Raw genomic sequence first — 14248 nt, 5'->3', positions numbered from 1 at the left:
CGGCTCCCTCCCGCTTTATTCTTTCGTGATATCCCGGTGCGAGACCGTGGCGTGAACGCCGTTTGCGACAAGGTGATCGTGCATATACTGCGCAAGCGCCACGGAGCGGTGATGCCCGCCGGTGCATCCGACCGCGATGACGAGCTGGCTTTTGCCCTCCTGAATGTAGAGCGGCAGCATGTAATCGATCATGTCCGTAAAGCGGGCTTTAAAGCCCTCGGTTTCCTTGCAGTTCATCACGTAGTCGCGCACGGGCGCTTCAAGCCCGGTATGTTCACGCAGCTCCTCCACGTAGAACGGGTTCGGCAGGCAGCGCACGTCAAACACAAGGTCGGATTCAAGCGGCAGACCGTATTTAAAGCCGAAGCTGATGCAATGCACCGTAATGGCGTCGTTGTCGTTCTGCAAAAACAGGTCGGAAATGCGCGCTTTCAGCCCCGCCGCCGGAATGTTCGACGTATCGATGACGTAATCGGAGACCTCTTTGACCGGGCGCAGCATCTCGCGCTCCAGGCGCACGGCCTGCTCCAAAGAGCCCTGCATCGCTTCGGAAAGCGGGTGCTTGCGGCGCGTCTCCTGAAAGCGGTTGACGAGCACGGGCTCGGACGCATCCATAAACAAAATTTTATACGGCTTGCTCTGCGCCTTCAGCGTTTCGAGTGCGCTGAAAAACGACTTAAAAAGCTCGCCGCCGCGGGTATCCGTGACGACCGCCACGCGGCGCTGAATACCCTCGGATTTATCGCAAAGATCATAAAAGACCGGAATGAGCGCCGGGGGCAGATTATCGACACAATAAAAGCCGATATCCTCCATGGCGTGCATGGCGCGCGTTTTGCCCGCGCCGGATAAGCCGGTCAAGATCACAAATTCCATTTTAAAAACCACCTTTTCGGCAGCCAAATGCCACCGTAAATCCCACAAATTTTACTTGCTGAGCGAAATGCGGCGAATTTCCGGCTCCAGCTCCACGCCGGTCGCCTGAAAAACTGTATCCTGAATGGCGCGGATGAGCGCTTCCACATCGGCACACGTCGCACCGCCTTTGTTCACAATGAAGCCTGCATGCTTTTCGCTGACGCACGCGCCGCCCACGGCAAAGCCCTTCAGGCCGCACTGTTCAATGAGCACACCGGCAAAATAGCCCTCCGGGCGCTTGAATACGCTGCCCGCGCTCGGCAGCTCAAGCGGCTGCTTTTCGCGGCGACGGCGCATGAAATCTTCCATTTTCGCGGTGATCTCCGCTTCCGCACCGCTTTCAAGGCGCAGCTCCGCGCTTGTGATGATGCGCTTCGTGCCCATAAAGGCGCTTTTGCGGTAGCCGAACGCGAGGTCTTCCCCGCTCATTACGCCGGGCGTGCCGTCCGCTTCAAGGAAATGGACGCGTTCGACGACCTGCTTCATCTCGCCGCCGTAGGCGCCGGCGTTCATGTACACTGCGCCGCCGAGCTGCCCCGGAATGCCCCACGCAAATTCAAGGCCCGTGAGCCCCTGCCCACGTGCAAAGCTGCATACCGTCGCAAGCGATGCACCCGCGCCGCACAAAACATGACCGTTCGCAAGGCTCTGCACCTTTTTAAAATCGCCCTGCAGCGTCAGCACCGCGCCGCGCAAGCCCTCGTCCGGCACAAGCAGATTGGAACCGTTGCCGAGGATGAAATACGGGACATTCTCGTCGCTTACAGCATGTAAAACCGCCTGCAATTCAGAGACGGTCTTCACTTCGACAAACCGATCCGCCGGGCCGCCGATCTTAAACGACGTGTGGGCGGACATGGGCTCATCGGTCTTATAGCATACGCCGGCACTTTGTAGTGCGGCATCAAATTTACGGTAATCAGACATTCTCAAAGCTCCTTAAAATAGCATCGGCATCCTTGCGGTTTTCAAGGATGTTCGTGTGCGCGCGCAGATACTCAATGAGGCGATTCGTGTTCGCGTTGAGAATCAGCTCCTCCGGAAACGCAATCTCACGCAGCATTTCAAGCGCCGCAGTGTGATCCTTCACCTGCGTTTCAAAATGCGCGTCCGAGCTGACGATAACCGGCACACGGTGCTTTTTGCAGCACAGCGCAATCTCGCGGCAGTTCGGGATATTCGCCTTGCGCACCTCAAAGGAATGCGAGTTAATCTCCAAAAGCTTGTGGTTTCGGCCGAACTCCGGAATGACCGTTTCATAATCGTAGCGGAACTCCGGACTGCCGCTGTGGCCGATGACATTCACCTTCGGATCGTGTGCAATGTTGAGCCAAAGCTGCGTGCATTTTTCGACCGTGGGATTCTCAAGCCCCGGCAGTCCGAGGTTATGAATGGACGCCACAAGCCAGTTGACGTCGCGGCGTTCGGTCTCATTGATGTCGAGCGTGCCGTTCAAATCGATGACATTCGCCTCCATGCCCGCAATGAGCAGAATGCCGCGGTATAAAAGCGGCAGTTCATGCATGGAATTAAAGAACCACGGGCCGGGCGCACCGGGCATGGTGCGGGCGTGGTCGGTGATGGCAATGGCTTTGAGACCCTTTTCCGCAGCGGAATCGACCATTTCGCGAATGGTGCTGTACGCATGCGTAGACGCCAGCGAATGTGTATGCAAATCTGCAATGATGTTATACATGATGATGTTTTCTCACTTTCAGCTAACCTTAAACGCGGTTAAAAGTCTTTGATGAAACTTTCTTCAGGAAGTTTACAGGTTCTTAGGGCAGCGCCCTAAGCCGCTTTCCGCAGAAAGCGAAACCCTTTTGCCTACCAAAAGATCAGGAAGGTAGATCGGACAATCCGGTGAATTGTCCGACCGCAGAAAGCCCTATCCAAAGGGGTTCCTGAACAAGATGCCAAAACATCTTGTTTTATACTAAAATCATGCTGTTAAATATCCAAATCTCTCTTGATCTCCTCGTGCGGCATCATGGAAGCATCCATGCCGAGCGCGGAGAGCAGCTCGTAAGCGGCGTTGTAGCCCATTTTCTTCTGGCGGTTGTTCATCGCCGCAACTTCAATGATGATGGCAAGGTTACGGCCGGGCTTTACCGGGATCGTCATCACCGGCACCTTGATGCCGAGAATCTCCGTGTATTCGCTGTCCATGCCCATGCGGTCGTAGACCTTCGTCGCGTCCCAGATCTCCAAGTTGATGCACATGTCAATCTTTTCCTGCAGCTTAACGGCGCCCATACCGAAAATGCGACGGGCGTTGATGATACCGATGCCGCGCAGCTCGATGAAGTGGCGGATGTTCTCCGGGGACTGACCGACGAGCGATTTGCTGGATACGCGGCGAATTTCCACCGCATCGTCCGCGATGAGACGGTGGCCGCGCTTGATGAGCTCGATGGCCGTCTCGCTCTTGCCGACGCCGCTGTCGCCGACAAGCAGAATACCTTCGCCGTAAACCTCCACCAAAACGCCGTGACGTGTGATGCGCGGCGCAAGCTCGACGTTCAAATACGCAACGAGCGATGCGACAACATTTGAGGTCGACTCCGTCGTGCGCAGCACCGGCACGTGGTACGTTTCGGCAATCTCCATGAAGTCCTTGCCGGGGTCAATACCGCGGGCAACAATCACTGCCGGCGGCTTCAGGGACAGGTAGCTATCCAGCGCCATGGCGCGGCGCGATGGCTTCAAGCTCTCCAGCATGTACATTTCCGCACGTCCCAAAACGGCGATACGGTTCGGGTCAAAATATTCGTGGTAGCCGTTCAGCTCCATGCCGGGGCGAACAACGTCTCTCGATTGAATCAAAATATCATCGGCGCTCTTCGGCAGAAAAGCGGTCTCAAGCTGTAACTCGTGAATGATCTTGGAAAGCGGTATGGTGTAAACTTCCGGCATCGTGATCTTCCTCCCTAAAGTTAAGACGGCTGCAAAAGCCTTTTTATGCTGTTTTAGCGGCTTTTGCTCCCTTGTTTTCGGCGTCCCACACAAAGCACGCCTAAGGTACCTGTTATCTTATACTATTATAGCGGATTTGCCGCCAAAAATCAACTTAAACTCCGCTTTCCGCCGTGGCGTATTAATTCTTCTTGAAAAGTCCGTTTTTGTGCGCTATACTGGTAAAAGCAAAGCGCTTTCGCGCACGAAAGGACGGTGAGCGATATGGTTCGGATCAATTACCACGCATTTTGCTTCCGAATCCGATTCGATGTGCTCCGTGCAGGCTCTATGGACAGAGACTAAGGCTATCCATTTGTACGGAGCGATTCTTTGGATCGCCTGATGTATTCTGTCTCGGCCTGCTTTTTTGAATGTACAAATCAATTCAAAAACAGGAGCGATAAAAATGACAGAATTCAGTTTTTCACATGTAAATAAAAATTTCGGCTTCAAGCCTGTCTTAAAAGATTTGAGCTTTGAAGTGATGACCGGCGAGCGCGCCGCGCTCATCGGTCGCAACGGCACGGGTAAATCGACGATTTTAAAGCTGCTTGCGGGCGAAGAAAGTCCGGACAGCGGCGAAATCTCCCTGCGCCGCGGTGCGAACACCGCGCTTTTGGAACAGATTCCCCGCCTGCGCGGCAAAAATGCAACCGTGTACGACGTGCTTTGCGAGCCGTTTACGGAGGTTTTCTCCGTTGAAGCGAAGCTGCGCGAACTGGAAGAAAAGATGACGGAGGATTTCGAGCACTATGCCGACGCATACACCGAGGCGCAAAGCCGGTATGCGGCGCTTGGCGGCTATGACGCAGAAACGCGGCTGAAAAACATTGTGCAGGGGTTTAAGCTAAACGGCCTGCTCGAGCGGCCGTATAATGTGCTCAGCGGCGGGCAGAAGACCGTTGTGAACCTCGCCGCCGTCGTCCTGCGTGAGCCGGATATTCTGCTGCTCGACGAGCCGACAAATCACCTCGACATGCAGACTCTTGATTGGTTTGAGGGCTTCCTCGCAAAATACCGCGGTACGGTTTTAATGGTCTCGCACGACCGCCGGTTTTTAGACCGTGTGGCAACGCGCACGCTCATTTTAGAGGACGGCATCTGCACAAGCTACCCCGGCGGCTACACAGCTGCGAAAGAGGAGCAGGAACGCCAGATGCTTCTCGAATTCGAGCAGTACAAAAACCAGCAAAAGCAGATTGAAGCGATGAAAGCCGCCATCAAACGTTTTCGTGAGTGGGGCGCGCAGGCGGATAACCCGAAATTCTTCCGCCGCGCCAAAATGCTGGAGCTGCGCCTTGAGAAAATGGAGATGATAAAGCGTCCGCAGCTTGAAAAGCCCAAAATCCCGATACGCTTTGCGGGCGACCGCACCGGGCGCGAGGTTTTAAAGCTTACGGGTTTCTCCCTTTCGTTCGGCAAGACCGCGCTGTTTGAACAGGCAGAGCTGCTTGTGGAGGAAAAGGACCGCATGGCGTTTCTCGGCGCGAACGGCACGGGCAAAACATCGCTTTTACGCGCAGTTTTCGGGGATGTCCCATTTTCCGGTACAGCGAAGTTCAACCCCTCCGCGCAGCTTGGGTATATTCCGCAGGAGATTCGCTTTTTAAACGACAAGGACAGCGTGCTTGAAGCATTCCGCCGCGAGTGTGTTTGCGGCGAGGGCGAAGCGCGGCAAATTTTAGCAAAGTATTACTTCTGCGGCGCGGCGGTGATGAAGCGCGTCTCTTCTCTTTCGGGCGGTGAAAAGGTGCTGTTAAAGCTCGCCGTTCTTTTGCAGAACCGCGTGAACTTTCTCATTCTCGACGAGCCGACGAACCACATCGACATTGAAACGCGTGAGATGCTCGAGGACGCTTTGTTGGAGTTCTCCGGCACCTTGTTGTTCATTTCGCACGACCGCTATTTCATCGATAAGCTTGCGACGAAGATCGCTGTGCTCGAAAACCGAAAAATCAACGTTTTCGACGGCAACTATGCGGACTATCTGCGCGTGACGGGTCACGCATAAGCGAGCCGAAATGCAATGAAATAACAAAAGCCTTACGCCTTGCTCTTTTTGGAGCTTGGTGTAAGGCTTTTTGCCGTTTATGCTTTCTTTTTCAGCGGGTCCCACACGCCCAAAAGATAGAACGCGAGCGACAATGTACTGGAAATTATCCAGCCGAACGGCCACGAAAGCCAGATGCCTGTGATGCCGAACGGATGCACCAGAATAAACGCCAGAACAACGCGCAGAATGAGGTCTAAGAACGTGGTAATCATAAAATATACCATTGCACCCGCACCGCGCAGCACGCCGTCCGCGGCAAGCTTTAATGCGAGGAACAGGTAGAACAGCGAGACAATAAGCAGAAATTTTTTGCCGATCTCGATGGCCTCCGCCGAGGTGCTATTCATAAAGAGCAGCAGGAGGTTTTCGCCGCAGAACACATACGCGCCCATAAAGACGAGCGCCACGGCAAACGATATCACAAGCCCCGCTTTGAAGCCGCTGCGCACGCGTTCCATTTTGCCTGCGCCGATATTCTGCCCCGTAAAGCTCGAAACCGAGTTGTTGAGCGCCGTCAATGACGTGGTGGCGAACGTGTTGAGCTTTACGCCTGCGGAATAGCCCGCGATGGCGGAGGAGCCGAAACCGTTGACAAGTCCCTGAATGCACAAATTGCCGACCGAAACGAAACTTTGCTGCAAAATGCTCGGAATGGCTACGATCGAAATACGGCGCAGCATCGCACCGGAAAACAGCGCGGGCTTTTCCTTGGTTTCAATGGATTTCAAACGGCGCAAGACCGCCCAGAACGCACACGCGGAAGCCACGCCCTGTGCGAGGAACGTCGCCCACGCAACACCGCCGACGCCCCAGTGGAATATGATGACGAACACGGCATCGAGCACGATGTTGCCGACGGACGACGCGATCAAAAACCACAGCGGCGTTTTGCTGTCGCCGAGCGACGTGAACACGCCGGAAGAAATGTTGTAGATAAAAAGGAATAAAAGCCCCCAAATGTAAATAGCAAGGTACAGCGTCGTATCTTCCATGATGTTCTCCGGCGTGCCGAGCATGCGTAAGATTGGCTCGCACAGCACCGTGCCGACGACCGTGAGCACCACGCCAAGCACCGCAACAGAAATAAAGCCCGTATACGCCGCCGTTTTCATTTCTTTAAAATCCTTCGCGCCGAAAAGCTGCGAGATGACGACCGAAATACCGATGTTCATGCCGAACGCGACCGCCATGAAGATCATCGTCACGGGGTACGAAGCGCCCACCGCCGCCAACGCGTCTTCACCCGCAAATTTGCCCGCGATGACGCTGTCTGCAATATTGTAAAGCTGCTGGAACGCCACACTCAAAAGCATCGGCAGCGTGAACCGCAGCAAAACACCTGCCGGCTTGCCGGTCGTTAAGTCCTTATTCATGTCCGTTTTCCCTTCTCTTTTCAAAATACGCACATTTATTATAAGGAATTACGACCAAAACGGCAATGTTCAAAATGCCCAAGCATTTTCACCCACGCGCAGAAAAGACTGCGCGTTCGGCAAAAGCCCGCCTAAAGTCATAAACAAAGCCCGCCGAAAAACGCATTTAAAACGTCTTTCAGGCGGGTTTGTTCACTTCTATGCACGTCAGCGCGCCGTTTTCCGCTTTGTACAGGCGCGTACAGTATTTCAGCGCGCCCGGGCGGTGTGTCGTCAAAATGCACGCGGTGTCCGGCAGCGCGGTTAAAAGATTTTTCAGAACCTGCGCTTCGGTCTTTTCATCAAGCGCCGAGGTCGCTTCGTCAAGGAGCAAGATCGGCGCGCCGCGCAGCACCGCGCGGGCGATGGCGATGCGCTGCGCCTGTCCCTCGGAAAGCCCGCCGCCGTGCTCTGTGATCTTCGTGTTCACGCCGTTTGGCAGCGATGACACAAACACCCATGCGCAGGCGGTTTTGAGCGCCGCTGTCATTTCCTCCTCCGTGGCGTTCTCTTTTGCCATGCGCAGATTCTCCGCAATCGTGCCGGAAAACAGCGTGCTGCCCTGCGGTACATACGAAAACGCACAGCGCGTCTCGGCGCTGATGACGATTTCGCATCCACTCTTCCCGCGCAGCACAGCACGTCCGCTTTCCGGGTAAACGAGTCCGAGCAAAACACGCACCAGCGTCGTTTTCCCCGCGCCGGATGTGCCAACAAGCACGGCAATCTCCCCCGGCCCTGCCGCAAACGATACGTTTTTCAGCACTGCTTCGCCGTTTCGGTATGCGGCTGTCACATTTTTGAGTTCTACCATCAGTGCGCCCTGCGGCAGGGCCGTTTTACCGTGGCGCTCCTTCGGCAGCTCGCAAAGCTCACGCACACGGTGTGCAGAGATCGCCGTGCTCAAAAACTTCGGGATAAGCCCTGCGGCACTTTCAAACGCACTTGTCAGGCTGCTGCGCTGCTGCAAAAAAAGTGTCAGCGTACCGAATGTAATGGCACGCGTCCACAATAAATACAGCCCGTAGCCCATGGCGGTAAACTGCGTGAACGCCCCCGCAACCCGCAAAAGCGCATTCACGCGCACGGAAAACATGTTGTATTGCAAACTGCATGTGCGCAGCGCTTCCTGTTTTTCCTTTAGCTTTCGGCTTTGGCTTTGCATTGTGCCGAGCGATTTCACCGTATCGACCGTGTAAAACGTCTCCGCTTCAAACGCGGTCATTTCGCTGCCGAGGCGGCGCAGCTTATTTTCAAATGCCCGCCGCTTTTTGAGCACGGCGGCAGACAGCAGCAACACCACCGGCGCGCCGCCAAGCGCGATGAGCGCCATCACGGGGCTGTAAATCCAGATGAGGAAAAACACCGCGCACAGCCTGTAAGCCGTCACCAAAATTTGCGGCAGCCAGCTCACTGCCCCGCCGCCCACAGCGCCCGTATCCGTTTCAAAGCGGTTTAAAATGTCGCCGCAGGAAAACGCGTGCAGCGCCTGCCAGTCCGCGTCTAAAATGCGGTCGAACACATCGGCGCGCACGTTGTTATTGAGGTCAATCTCCAGCTTTTTCAGCACGCGGCTCACCACGCAGTCGAACGCGATGGAGACCGCCGTGCTGCCAATAGCCGCGAAAACCAAAAGCGGCAGACGGGCAGTATCGTACCCCGTGACGATGTCGATGAGGTACTTGCCCGCCACGCTGCCGAATAGGCCGACCGTGGTACCGAGCACGCCGAGCGCGATATACAGCGCGATCATTTTCTTGCAGCGGCGGCTGTACGTGAGCAGCCATTTCCAGTCCGCCAAAACCTCACTGAGCGCGCAAAAGCGCACTTTGTTTTCTTTACGCTCCATTTGGCACCTTTTCTTTTCGGGCATGGCGGCGCGCAAGCATCGCGATAAAAAGCGGCCTTACCGGTGTTAAAACGAGCCATACGGTTTTGAAAAACCGCCACAGCGCACTGTTTCGGCCGTACCACTTACCCTTGCGGCGCACGGCAAGGACAAGGCAGCAAATTTGCTCGCCGTGCACGGGGCCCTCGGGGTCGGTCTGGCTGTCGCCAAGGAGATACCACCCGCTTTTCGTCACGCGCCAAACGCGGTGCAGAACATACTGCCCGTCTAACCGCCGAAACAGCACGATCTCCCCGCGCTTTGGCGGGTGCGTGCATTTTACAAGCCGCACGGCGTCCCGCCCGTGGATGAGAAACGGCGCCATACTGCTGCCGAACACCGGCATTTCCATCACGCCGCCCGCTTCCGTTTCGGAAAGGATCGCGCCGATGTACGCGCGCAGCCCCGCAGCATCTATAAGCATGCGCGCAGGCGGACGGTCTCCGCCACGGTCGCGGGGTACAGCGCCTCATACAGGCAGTCGACCGCTTCTTCCGATATGGTACAATCCAGCAAAAACGCCGGTACGCGGCGCAGCAGTGCTTCCACGGCATCGAGCACACGCGCAGATTCCGCCTGATCCCAGCGGTTCACCGTCACCTGTCCGTAAAGCCGCAAAAATGCCTCCCCGCGCGAGAGCCTGCGCACGGCGTTCTTTTTCGCCTGCCGCAGCAAAACGACGGCACTCAGCCGCGCATCCGCATTTTGGCAGATGCCCGACGTGCCGCAGACCGGCCAACCGCGCGCCATCCAGCAATCCTGCACCTTCTGCAATAAAGCGCGGTCGCCGTTGATGATCTCCGCCCCGGCGTATTGCGCCCAGAGCGAGGCCTGCGTGCTCTTCCCCGTGCCGGACGGTGCCGAAAACAGAATAGCCCGTCCGCGGTGGCGTATGTAGGCGCTGTGCAGAATAAAGCTGTCCTTTTGCAGCATGCGGCGCTCAAGCGCGAAAAGCGACGCGAATACCGGGTCAAACACAAGGCAGCCGCGGCAGTCTTCGGCGATCATCACCTCGGCGTGCGTGTCGTCCAGCTCGCGATACAATGCGTAAAAGCCAAGCATGCCCTGTATACCCAAAAGCCGCGATTCCTTTTCGCCGTCGCGATACACGATGAGGTCTTCCCGTACGGCTGTGCACACGCCGACGGGGTTCGGGATGCTCTTTACAAAGCGCAGCGTGTAGAAATACGCAGGCTGCACGTCTTTCGTTTCAAAACGCAGAAAATTCGGTGGAAAAACGAGTGTATCGGGGTGATCTGCCGCAAAGCAGAAACCGCCCAACTTAAAGAGCCTGTGCATGGGGTACAGTCTCTCCTTTCTTCAAAATTTCGGGCGCTGTGCTTTCCGCGCACAGCAGGCGGTAGAGCGCTTTTGTGTAGGCGCATACATAAGGCGGCACCGTGCCGAACGCGCCGCCCTCGCGCAAAGACGATGCCGGACACGCGCGGCACAGCGGACGCAGCTTGCACACGACGCACGCTTCATTCTGTTTAAGCGCCGCAGATTTCTCCCACACCGCACGCCAAGCGGCCTGCACGTCGTTGTGTTCGATCGGCACGGAAAGCGCCCCGAGCATCACGCACGGGCGCAAATCGCCGCGCCAGCCGACGGCAAACGAACACCGCCCTGCAAGGCAGCGCATGCCGGCTTCCGTTTCCGGAACAGCGCTTTCCAGCGCCTGTACCGTGCGTTGCGCATATTCGTGAAAACTGACTGTGCCAAGCTTTATTTTCGTTGCGGCAAGGCTTGCGGCCGCGGCTTCCTCCGGCGAGAGCCGCGCTTCATGCTGTCCGCTTTCTGTGGACATCATATAGGTGTCCGGCTCCAACTCTAAATCTTGTTCCTTTGTGATTTGAAATAACGTTTCAAGGTCATGCCGGTTTTGCCTGACCACGCTGACACCGACCTTCACCGGCACGCCGTGCGCCTGCAAAAGCTGAATGCCGCGCATTGCTTTTGCGTACCCGGTCTCGTCACCGCACAGTGATTTGTAGGTCTCTCCGCTTGCGCCGTACAGCGTAACGTTCATGCGGCGCGGCGGATTTTTCGCAAAAAACGCCGCCCAGTCTTCATTCAAAAGCGTGCCGTTCGTGTTCACCGTAACGATCATACCGCGCTTTCGCACCGCGAGATACACCGCGCGAAACGCGGGATACAAAAGCGGCTCGCCGCCCGTGAGCAGCAAAAACAGCGTGCCTGCGTCGCGTAGCTTTTCCGCAAGCGCTGTCCACGCCTCCGCCGTTTGCAGGCGGCTGATTTTCTCCTGCTCTGTCCTGTTCATGCGAACATAACACATTTTGCAGTTTAAGTTACAAAGTGGGGTCAGCTCAAAACTGCCGGTGATGGGCACGCCCGTTTTGGCGGCGCGGCGCAGTAAAAACGCTTCCGCTGTGTCTTTCTCCGGGTGCATCACGAGTGGTTCGGCCGCTCGTTCTGCGTCAGCGTTGTGGTGACATGGTAATCGTCAAAGTTCCATACAGGTGTCGCATTTCCGAACCAGTCCACGACGAATGCGTTCTTCGCCGGCATCACGGAATCCTGCCCGGTGATGGAATACTGCTGTCCGCACGCCTCGTTATAGTACTTTCTGCTGTCAATGCCGCGGTCATACACACCGTTGCCGTTCGAGTCCAAAAACACCTCTCCCGAAATATCGCACACGCCCGTGTAGCACGCGGCGATGTACTCGTTTGCCTCAAACACCTCCGTTTGCAGCATTGGAGCGCTCCATGCTTTTTTCATTTTATACCGCCTTTCCTTCCGTTTTTTCCGCAGCGGAAGCCTCGCGCAGCAGCCCTGCGCGCAGCCCTGCCCGTACAAAGTTTTCTATGCCGCGCAGCATTTCTGCCGGCTGCCCGGTGTACTGCGCCTCTGCCGCAGCCGCGGCTTCTGCCACCGTGCACGGGTGCTGAAACTGCATCCACAAAAACCGTCCCGTTTCGTTCAGCGCGGTGATGCGGTTCTGTGGCGCGTCCGTCTCCCCGGCAGGGATCAGCACGTACAGCCCGGCGATCTCCCGCAGCAGGTGCCTGCCGTTTACATAAAATCTTTTCATGTCATTCGGCGGCAGCCCTGCCGTTTCCATTTCCGGGCTTTTCGCTTTTTCCGCCCGCTCCATGCTTATCCCTGCCTTTCTGCTTCGTGGCTTCGGTTATAATCATAACAGAATTTTTGGTATTGTCAACCAAATATATTTTGTAGAATTCAATTGTAATTAGTAAAAATCAATATATTTATGCGTCTTTTTGTCAAAAAAAGAAGAGCCATGCAGGAAAACGGGGTGCGATTTTTCCGTTTTCCGCACAGCTCTGAGCTTTATCGGTATTCTGTTTTCACATTGTGATCATGACCTGTACGTTCGGGTTCTTCTCTCCGACAATCACGATCATTTCAATCATTTTGTTTACATAATCTAAAAGCGCACCGGAAATTTTGCCGTAGTCCGTAAACTCAATTTCCGCTTCCGTTTTCGGCATTTCCAGTGCCGCCTGCAAAGCTTCCAACGTCGGTGCAACGCGGCGCAGACGCAGCTCCGCGTTGATATACTCGTGCAAATCGCGAATGTCTTTCACATCCGTCAACTTTATTTCTGCTCGCATACGCTTTTCCCTTTCGTGATGTAAATTTCGCGCATAAAGACCTCGTCGCGCGCAGCGGTAATCTGTACGCGCACGCCGGAAAGCTTTTTGTTCGTGTGGCCCGTCAGCGGGTTCTGCACGGCGAACGGATCTTCCAGCTCGCAGATGTGCTTATTGCCGATGCACGTGCCCTCGAATAACGCGTAATCCGCCTTGTTTTCTTCGTCGATGCCGAGAATGCGGAAGCCCTCCACGCGCTGACCGTGCGTGAGATCCTCGCGCAGCACAACGCAGCCGATCTCCACCGGCCCCTCGGTTTTCAGCTCATACACGGGCTGCGTGGGCGTGCCGCCGATGCGCTCCACCGTGCACGGAATGCGGTTTTCGGTCGTCTCGCGGATGAGGTCGCCGAGCTCCTTCAAGCGCTTCACGTCGCGTTCATCGAACTTGCCCTCGCGCGTCGGCGGTACGTTAAGATTCAGGCAGGCGTTTGCGCCGCAGGAACGCAGGTAGGTGTTGTACAGTCTCTCAAGCGAATGCGGTTCCTCGTTTTCGTGCCAGAACCAGCCCGGACGAATGGACATGTCGATCTCCGCCGGTGCGAAAACAAGCCCCTTCGAGTAGAGGATGTTCGGCATGGTGCCAATCTCGCGGTTCGTGTTGTACATGTAGCTCAAAGAGCCGTCTTCTGCCATCGGACCCGCGCCGGTCTGCACCTCGCTGTAAAAGCACAGCTCGCTCGGCACAACGGCCCATTCGGCATGGCGCGCCTCTCCGGCCTCGTTGCCGCACCACCGGGTATCCGGGCCGAAATCATTGAAAATAACGGCGTTCGGCTGATACTTGCGGATGAGCTCAAAGTAACGTGGGAAGTCATATTCCTGCTTTTTGCCGTTTTCGCCCTCGCCGCAGGCGTTATCGAACCACACGCAGAAAATATCGCCGTAACCGGTCAAAAGTTCCGTCAGCTGATTGCAGAAGTAATCGTTGTATTCCGGCGTGCCGTAATATTTTGAGTTGCGGTCCCACGGAGAAAGATAAAAACCGAACTTGATGCCGCCGCGCTTGCAGGCTTCTGCGGCTTCACGCACGACGTCCCCCTTATAAGGGCTGTTTTTCACGCTGTGCTCCGTGTATTTGCTCGGCCACAGGCAGAAGCCGTCGTGGTGCTTCGCCGTGAGGATGAGTCCCTTGAGGCCCGCAGACTTCACCGCTTCCACCCACTGGTCGCAATCGAGCGCGGTGGGGTTAAAAATCTTCTCGTCCTCTGTGCCCTCGCCCCATTCTCGGTCCGTGTAGGTGTTCACACCGTAATGCACAAACGCATAGCGTTCCATCTCAAACCAATCAAGCTGTCGTTTAGACGGCACCACACGTGCCGCCTCTTTTAAAAATTCAACCATACTGTCCTCCCGAATTTCGGTGTTGCTGCTCTGCTCGT

At 55.9% G+C, this 14248-nt stretch carries 14 protein-coding genes; 1 reads left to right on the top strand and 13 read right to left on the bottom strand.

Annotated features, from left to right (window positions below):
• Positions 1-15 precede the first annotated feature (15 nt).
• From rapZ to hprK, 4 genes are all read right to left on the bottom strand, one after another.
• A complete protein-coding gene (gene rapZ / locus ACI0CA_RS06015; RefSeq protein WP_446806463.1) occupies positions 16-876 on the bottom strand; it encodes an RNase adapter RapZ in 861 nt (286 codons plus the stop codon).
• A gap of 51 nt (positions 877-927) precedes the next feature.
• Positions 928-1845, bottom strand: coding sequence for a UDP-N-acetylmuramate dehydrogenase (murB, locus tag ACI0CA_RS06010; protein ID WP_446806464.1), 918 nt, complete (start codon positions 1843-1845; stop codon positions 928-930).
• Positions 1838-2614, bottom strand: a complete 777-nt coding sequence (locus ACI0CA_RS06005; protein WP_446806465.1) for a phosphatase — start codon at positions 2612-2614, stop codon at positions 1838-1840. The genes murB and ACI0CA_RS06005 overlap by 8 nt, the downstream gene beginning before the upstream one ends.
• A gap of 254 nt (positions 2615-2868) precedes the next feature.
• Positions 2869-3834, bottom strand: coding sequence for an HPr(Ser) kinase/phosphatase (gene hprK / locus ACI0CA_RS06000; protein ID WP_412391656.1), 966 nt, complete (start codon positions 3832-3834; stop codon positions 2869-2871).
• Between the two features lie 448 nt (positions 3835-4282).
• Between hprK and abc-f the strand changes: the two genes are divergently transcribed.
• Positions 4283-5887, top strand: a complete 1605-nt coding sequence (abc-f, locus tag ACI0CA_RS05995) for a ribosomal protection-like ABC-F family protein (protein WP_446806466.1) — start codon at positions 4283-4285, stop codon at positions 5885-5887.
• A gap of 77 nt (positions 5888-5964) precedes the next feature.
• Here the strand turns inward: abc-f and ACI0CA_RS05990 are convergent, their stop codons facing one another.
• From ACI0CA_RS05990 to ACI0CA_RS05950, 9 genes are all read right to left on the bottom strand, one after another.
• Positions 5965-7302, bottom strand: coding sequence for an MATE family efflux transporter (locus ACI0CA_RS05990; RefSeq protein ID WP_412265033.1), 1338 nt, complete (start codon positions 7300-7302; stop codon positions 5965-5967).
• Between the two features lie 178 nt (positions 7303-7480).
• Complete coding sequence (locus ACI0CA_RS05985) at positions 7481-9190, bottom strand: ABC transporter ATP-binding protein (RefSeq protein ID WP_412330673.1); 1710 nt, start codon at positions 9188-9190, stop codon at positions 7481-7483.
• Positions 9180-9653, bottom strand: coding sequence for a S24/S26 family peptidase (locus tag ACI0CA_RS05980; protein ID WP_176820662.1), 474 nt, complete (start codon positions 9651-9653; stop codon positions 9180-9182). Before ACI0CA_RS05980 ends, ACI0CA_RS05985 begins: the two co-directional genes overlap by 11 nt.
• Complete coding sequence (locus ACI0CA_RS05975) at positions 9644-10528, bottom strand: hypothetical protein (protein ID WP_176820661.1); 885 nt, start codon at positions 10526-10528, stop codon at positions 9644-9646. Before ACI0CA_RS05975 ends, ACI0CA_RS05980 begins: the two co-directional genes overlap by 10 nt.
• Positions 10512-11639, bottom strand: coding sequence for a radical SAM protein (locus ACI0CA_RS05970; protein ID WP_446806467.1), 1128 nt, complete (start codon positions 11637-11639; stop codon positions 10512-10514). Before ACI0CA_RS05970 ends, ACI0CA_RS05975 begins: the two co-directional genes overlap by 17 nt.
• Entirely contained in the window at positions 11639-11971 is a 333-nt protein-coding gene (locus tag ACI0CA_RS05965) for a hypothetical protein (protein ID WP_308448110.1), read from the bottom strand. Before ACI0CA_RS05965 ends, ACI0CA_RS05970 begins: the two co-directional genes overlap by 1 nt.
• Position 11972: 1 nt before the next feature.
• Positions 11973-12347, bottom strand: coding sequence for a PqqD family peptide modification chaperone (locus tag ACI0CA_RS05960; RefSeq protein ID WP_176820658.1), 375 nt, complete (start codon positions 12345-12347; stop codon positions 11973-11975).
• A 214-nt stretch (positions 12348-12561) separates the two neighbouring features.
• The gene (locus ACI0CA_RS05955; protein ID WP_176820657.1) at positions 12562-12828 is read right to left on the bottom strand and encodes a hypothetical protein; all 267 of its coding nucleotides are present in this window, start codon (positions 12826-12828) and stop codon (positions 12562-12564) included.
• Positions 12813-14210 (bottom strand): alpha-L-fucosidase, encoded by a 1398-nt coding sequence (locus ACI0CA_RS05950; RefSeq protein ID WP_412354458.1) that lies wholly within the window; start codon positions 14208-14210, stop codon positions 12813-12815. The genes ACI0CA_RS05955 and ACI0CA_RS05950 overlap by 16 nt, the downstream gene beginning before the upstream one ends.
• Positions 14211-14248 lie beyond the last annotated feature (38 nt).

Source organism: Hominenteromicrobium mulieris (assembly GCF_046197855.1).
GTDB lineage: Bacteria > Bacillota > Clostridia > Oscillospirales > Acutalibacteraceae > Hominenteromicrobium > Hominenteromicrobium mulieris.
This window is presented reverse-complemented; position numbering and strand designations above follow the sequence as displayed.

Bases quoted from the DNA above. Each gene is read 5' to 3' on its own strand.
- ACI0CA_RS05985 (WP_412330673.1), bottom strand. From the start codon at position 9,190: ATGGAGCGTAAAGAAAACAAAGTGCGCTTTTGCGCGCTCAGTGAGGTT.
- ACI0CA_RS05950 (WP_412354458.1), bottom strand. From the start codon at position 14,210: ATGGTTGAATTTTTAAAAGAGGCGGCACGTGTGGTGCCGTCTAAACGA.
- ACI0CA_RS05960 (WP_176820658.1), bottom strand. From the start codon at position 12,347: ATGGAGCGGGCGGAAAAAGCGAAAAGCCCGGAAATGGAAACGGCAGGG.
- rapZ (WP_446806463.1), bottom strand. From the start codon at position 876: ATGGAATTTGTGATCTTGACCGGCTTATCCGGCGCGGGCAAAACGCGC.
- murB (WP_446806464.1), bottom strand. From the start codon at position 1,845: ATGTCTGATTACCGTAAATTTGATGCCGCACTACAAAGTGCCGGCGTA.
- ACI0CA_RS05970 (WP_446806467.1), bottom strand. From the start codon at position 11,639: ATGCACCCGGAGAAAGACACAGCGGAAGCGTTTTTACTGCGCCGCGCC.
- ACI0CA_RS05980 (WP_176820662.1), bottom strand. From the start codon at position 9,653: ATGCTTATAGATGCTGCGGGGCTGCGCGCGTACATCGGCGCGATCCTT.
- abc-f (WP_446806466.1), top strand. From the start codon at position 4,283: ATGACAGAATTCAGTTTTTCACATGTAAATAAAAATTTCGGCTTCAAG.
- ACI0CA_RS05955 (WP_176820657.1), bottom strand. From the start codon at position 12,828: ATGCGAGCAGAAATAAAGTTGACGGATGTGAAAGACATTCGCGATTTG.
- ACI0CA_RS05990 (WP_412265033.1), bottom strand. From the start codon at position 7,302: ATGAATAAGGACTTAACGACCGGCAAGCCGGCAGGTGTTTTGCTGCGG.
- ACI0CA_RS05975 (WP_176820661.1), bottom strand. From the start codon at position 10,528: ATGCACAGGCTCTTTAAGTTGGGCGGTTTCTGCTTTGCGGCAGATCAC.
- ACI0CA_RS06005 (WP_446806465.1), bottom strand. From the start codon at position 2,614: ATGTATAACATCATTGCAGATTTGCATACACATTCGCTGGCGTCTACG.
- hprK (WP_412391656.1), bottom strand. From the start codon at position 3,834: ATGCCGGAAGTTTACACCATACCGCTTTCCAAGATCATTCACGAGTTA.
- ACI0CA_RS05965 (WP_308448110.1), bottom strand. From the start codon at position 11,971: ATGAAAAAAGCATGGAGCGCTCCAATGCTGCAAACGGAGGTGTTTGAG.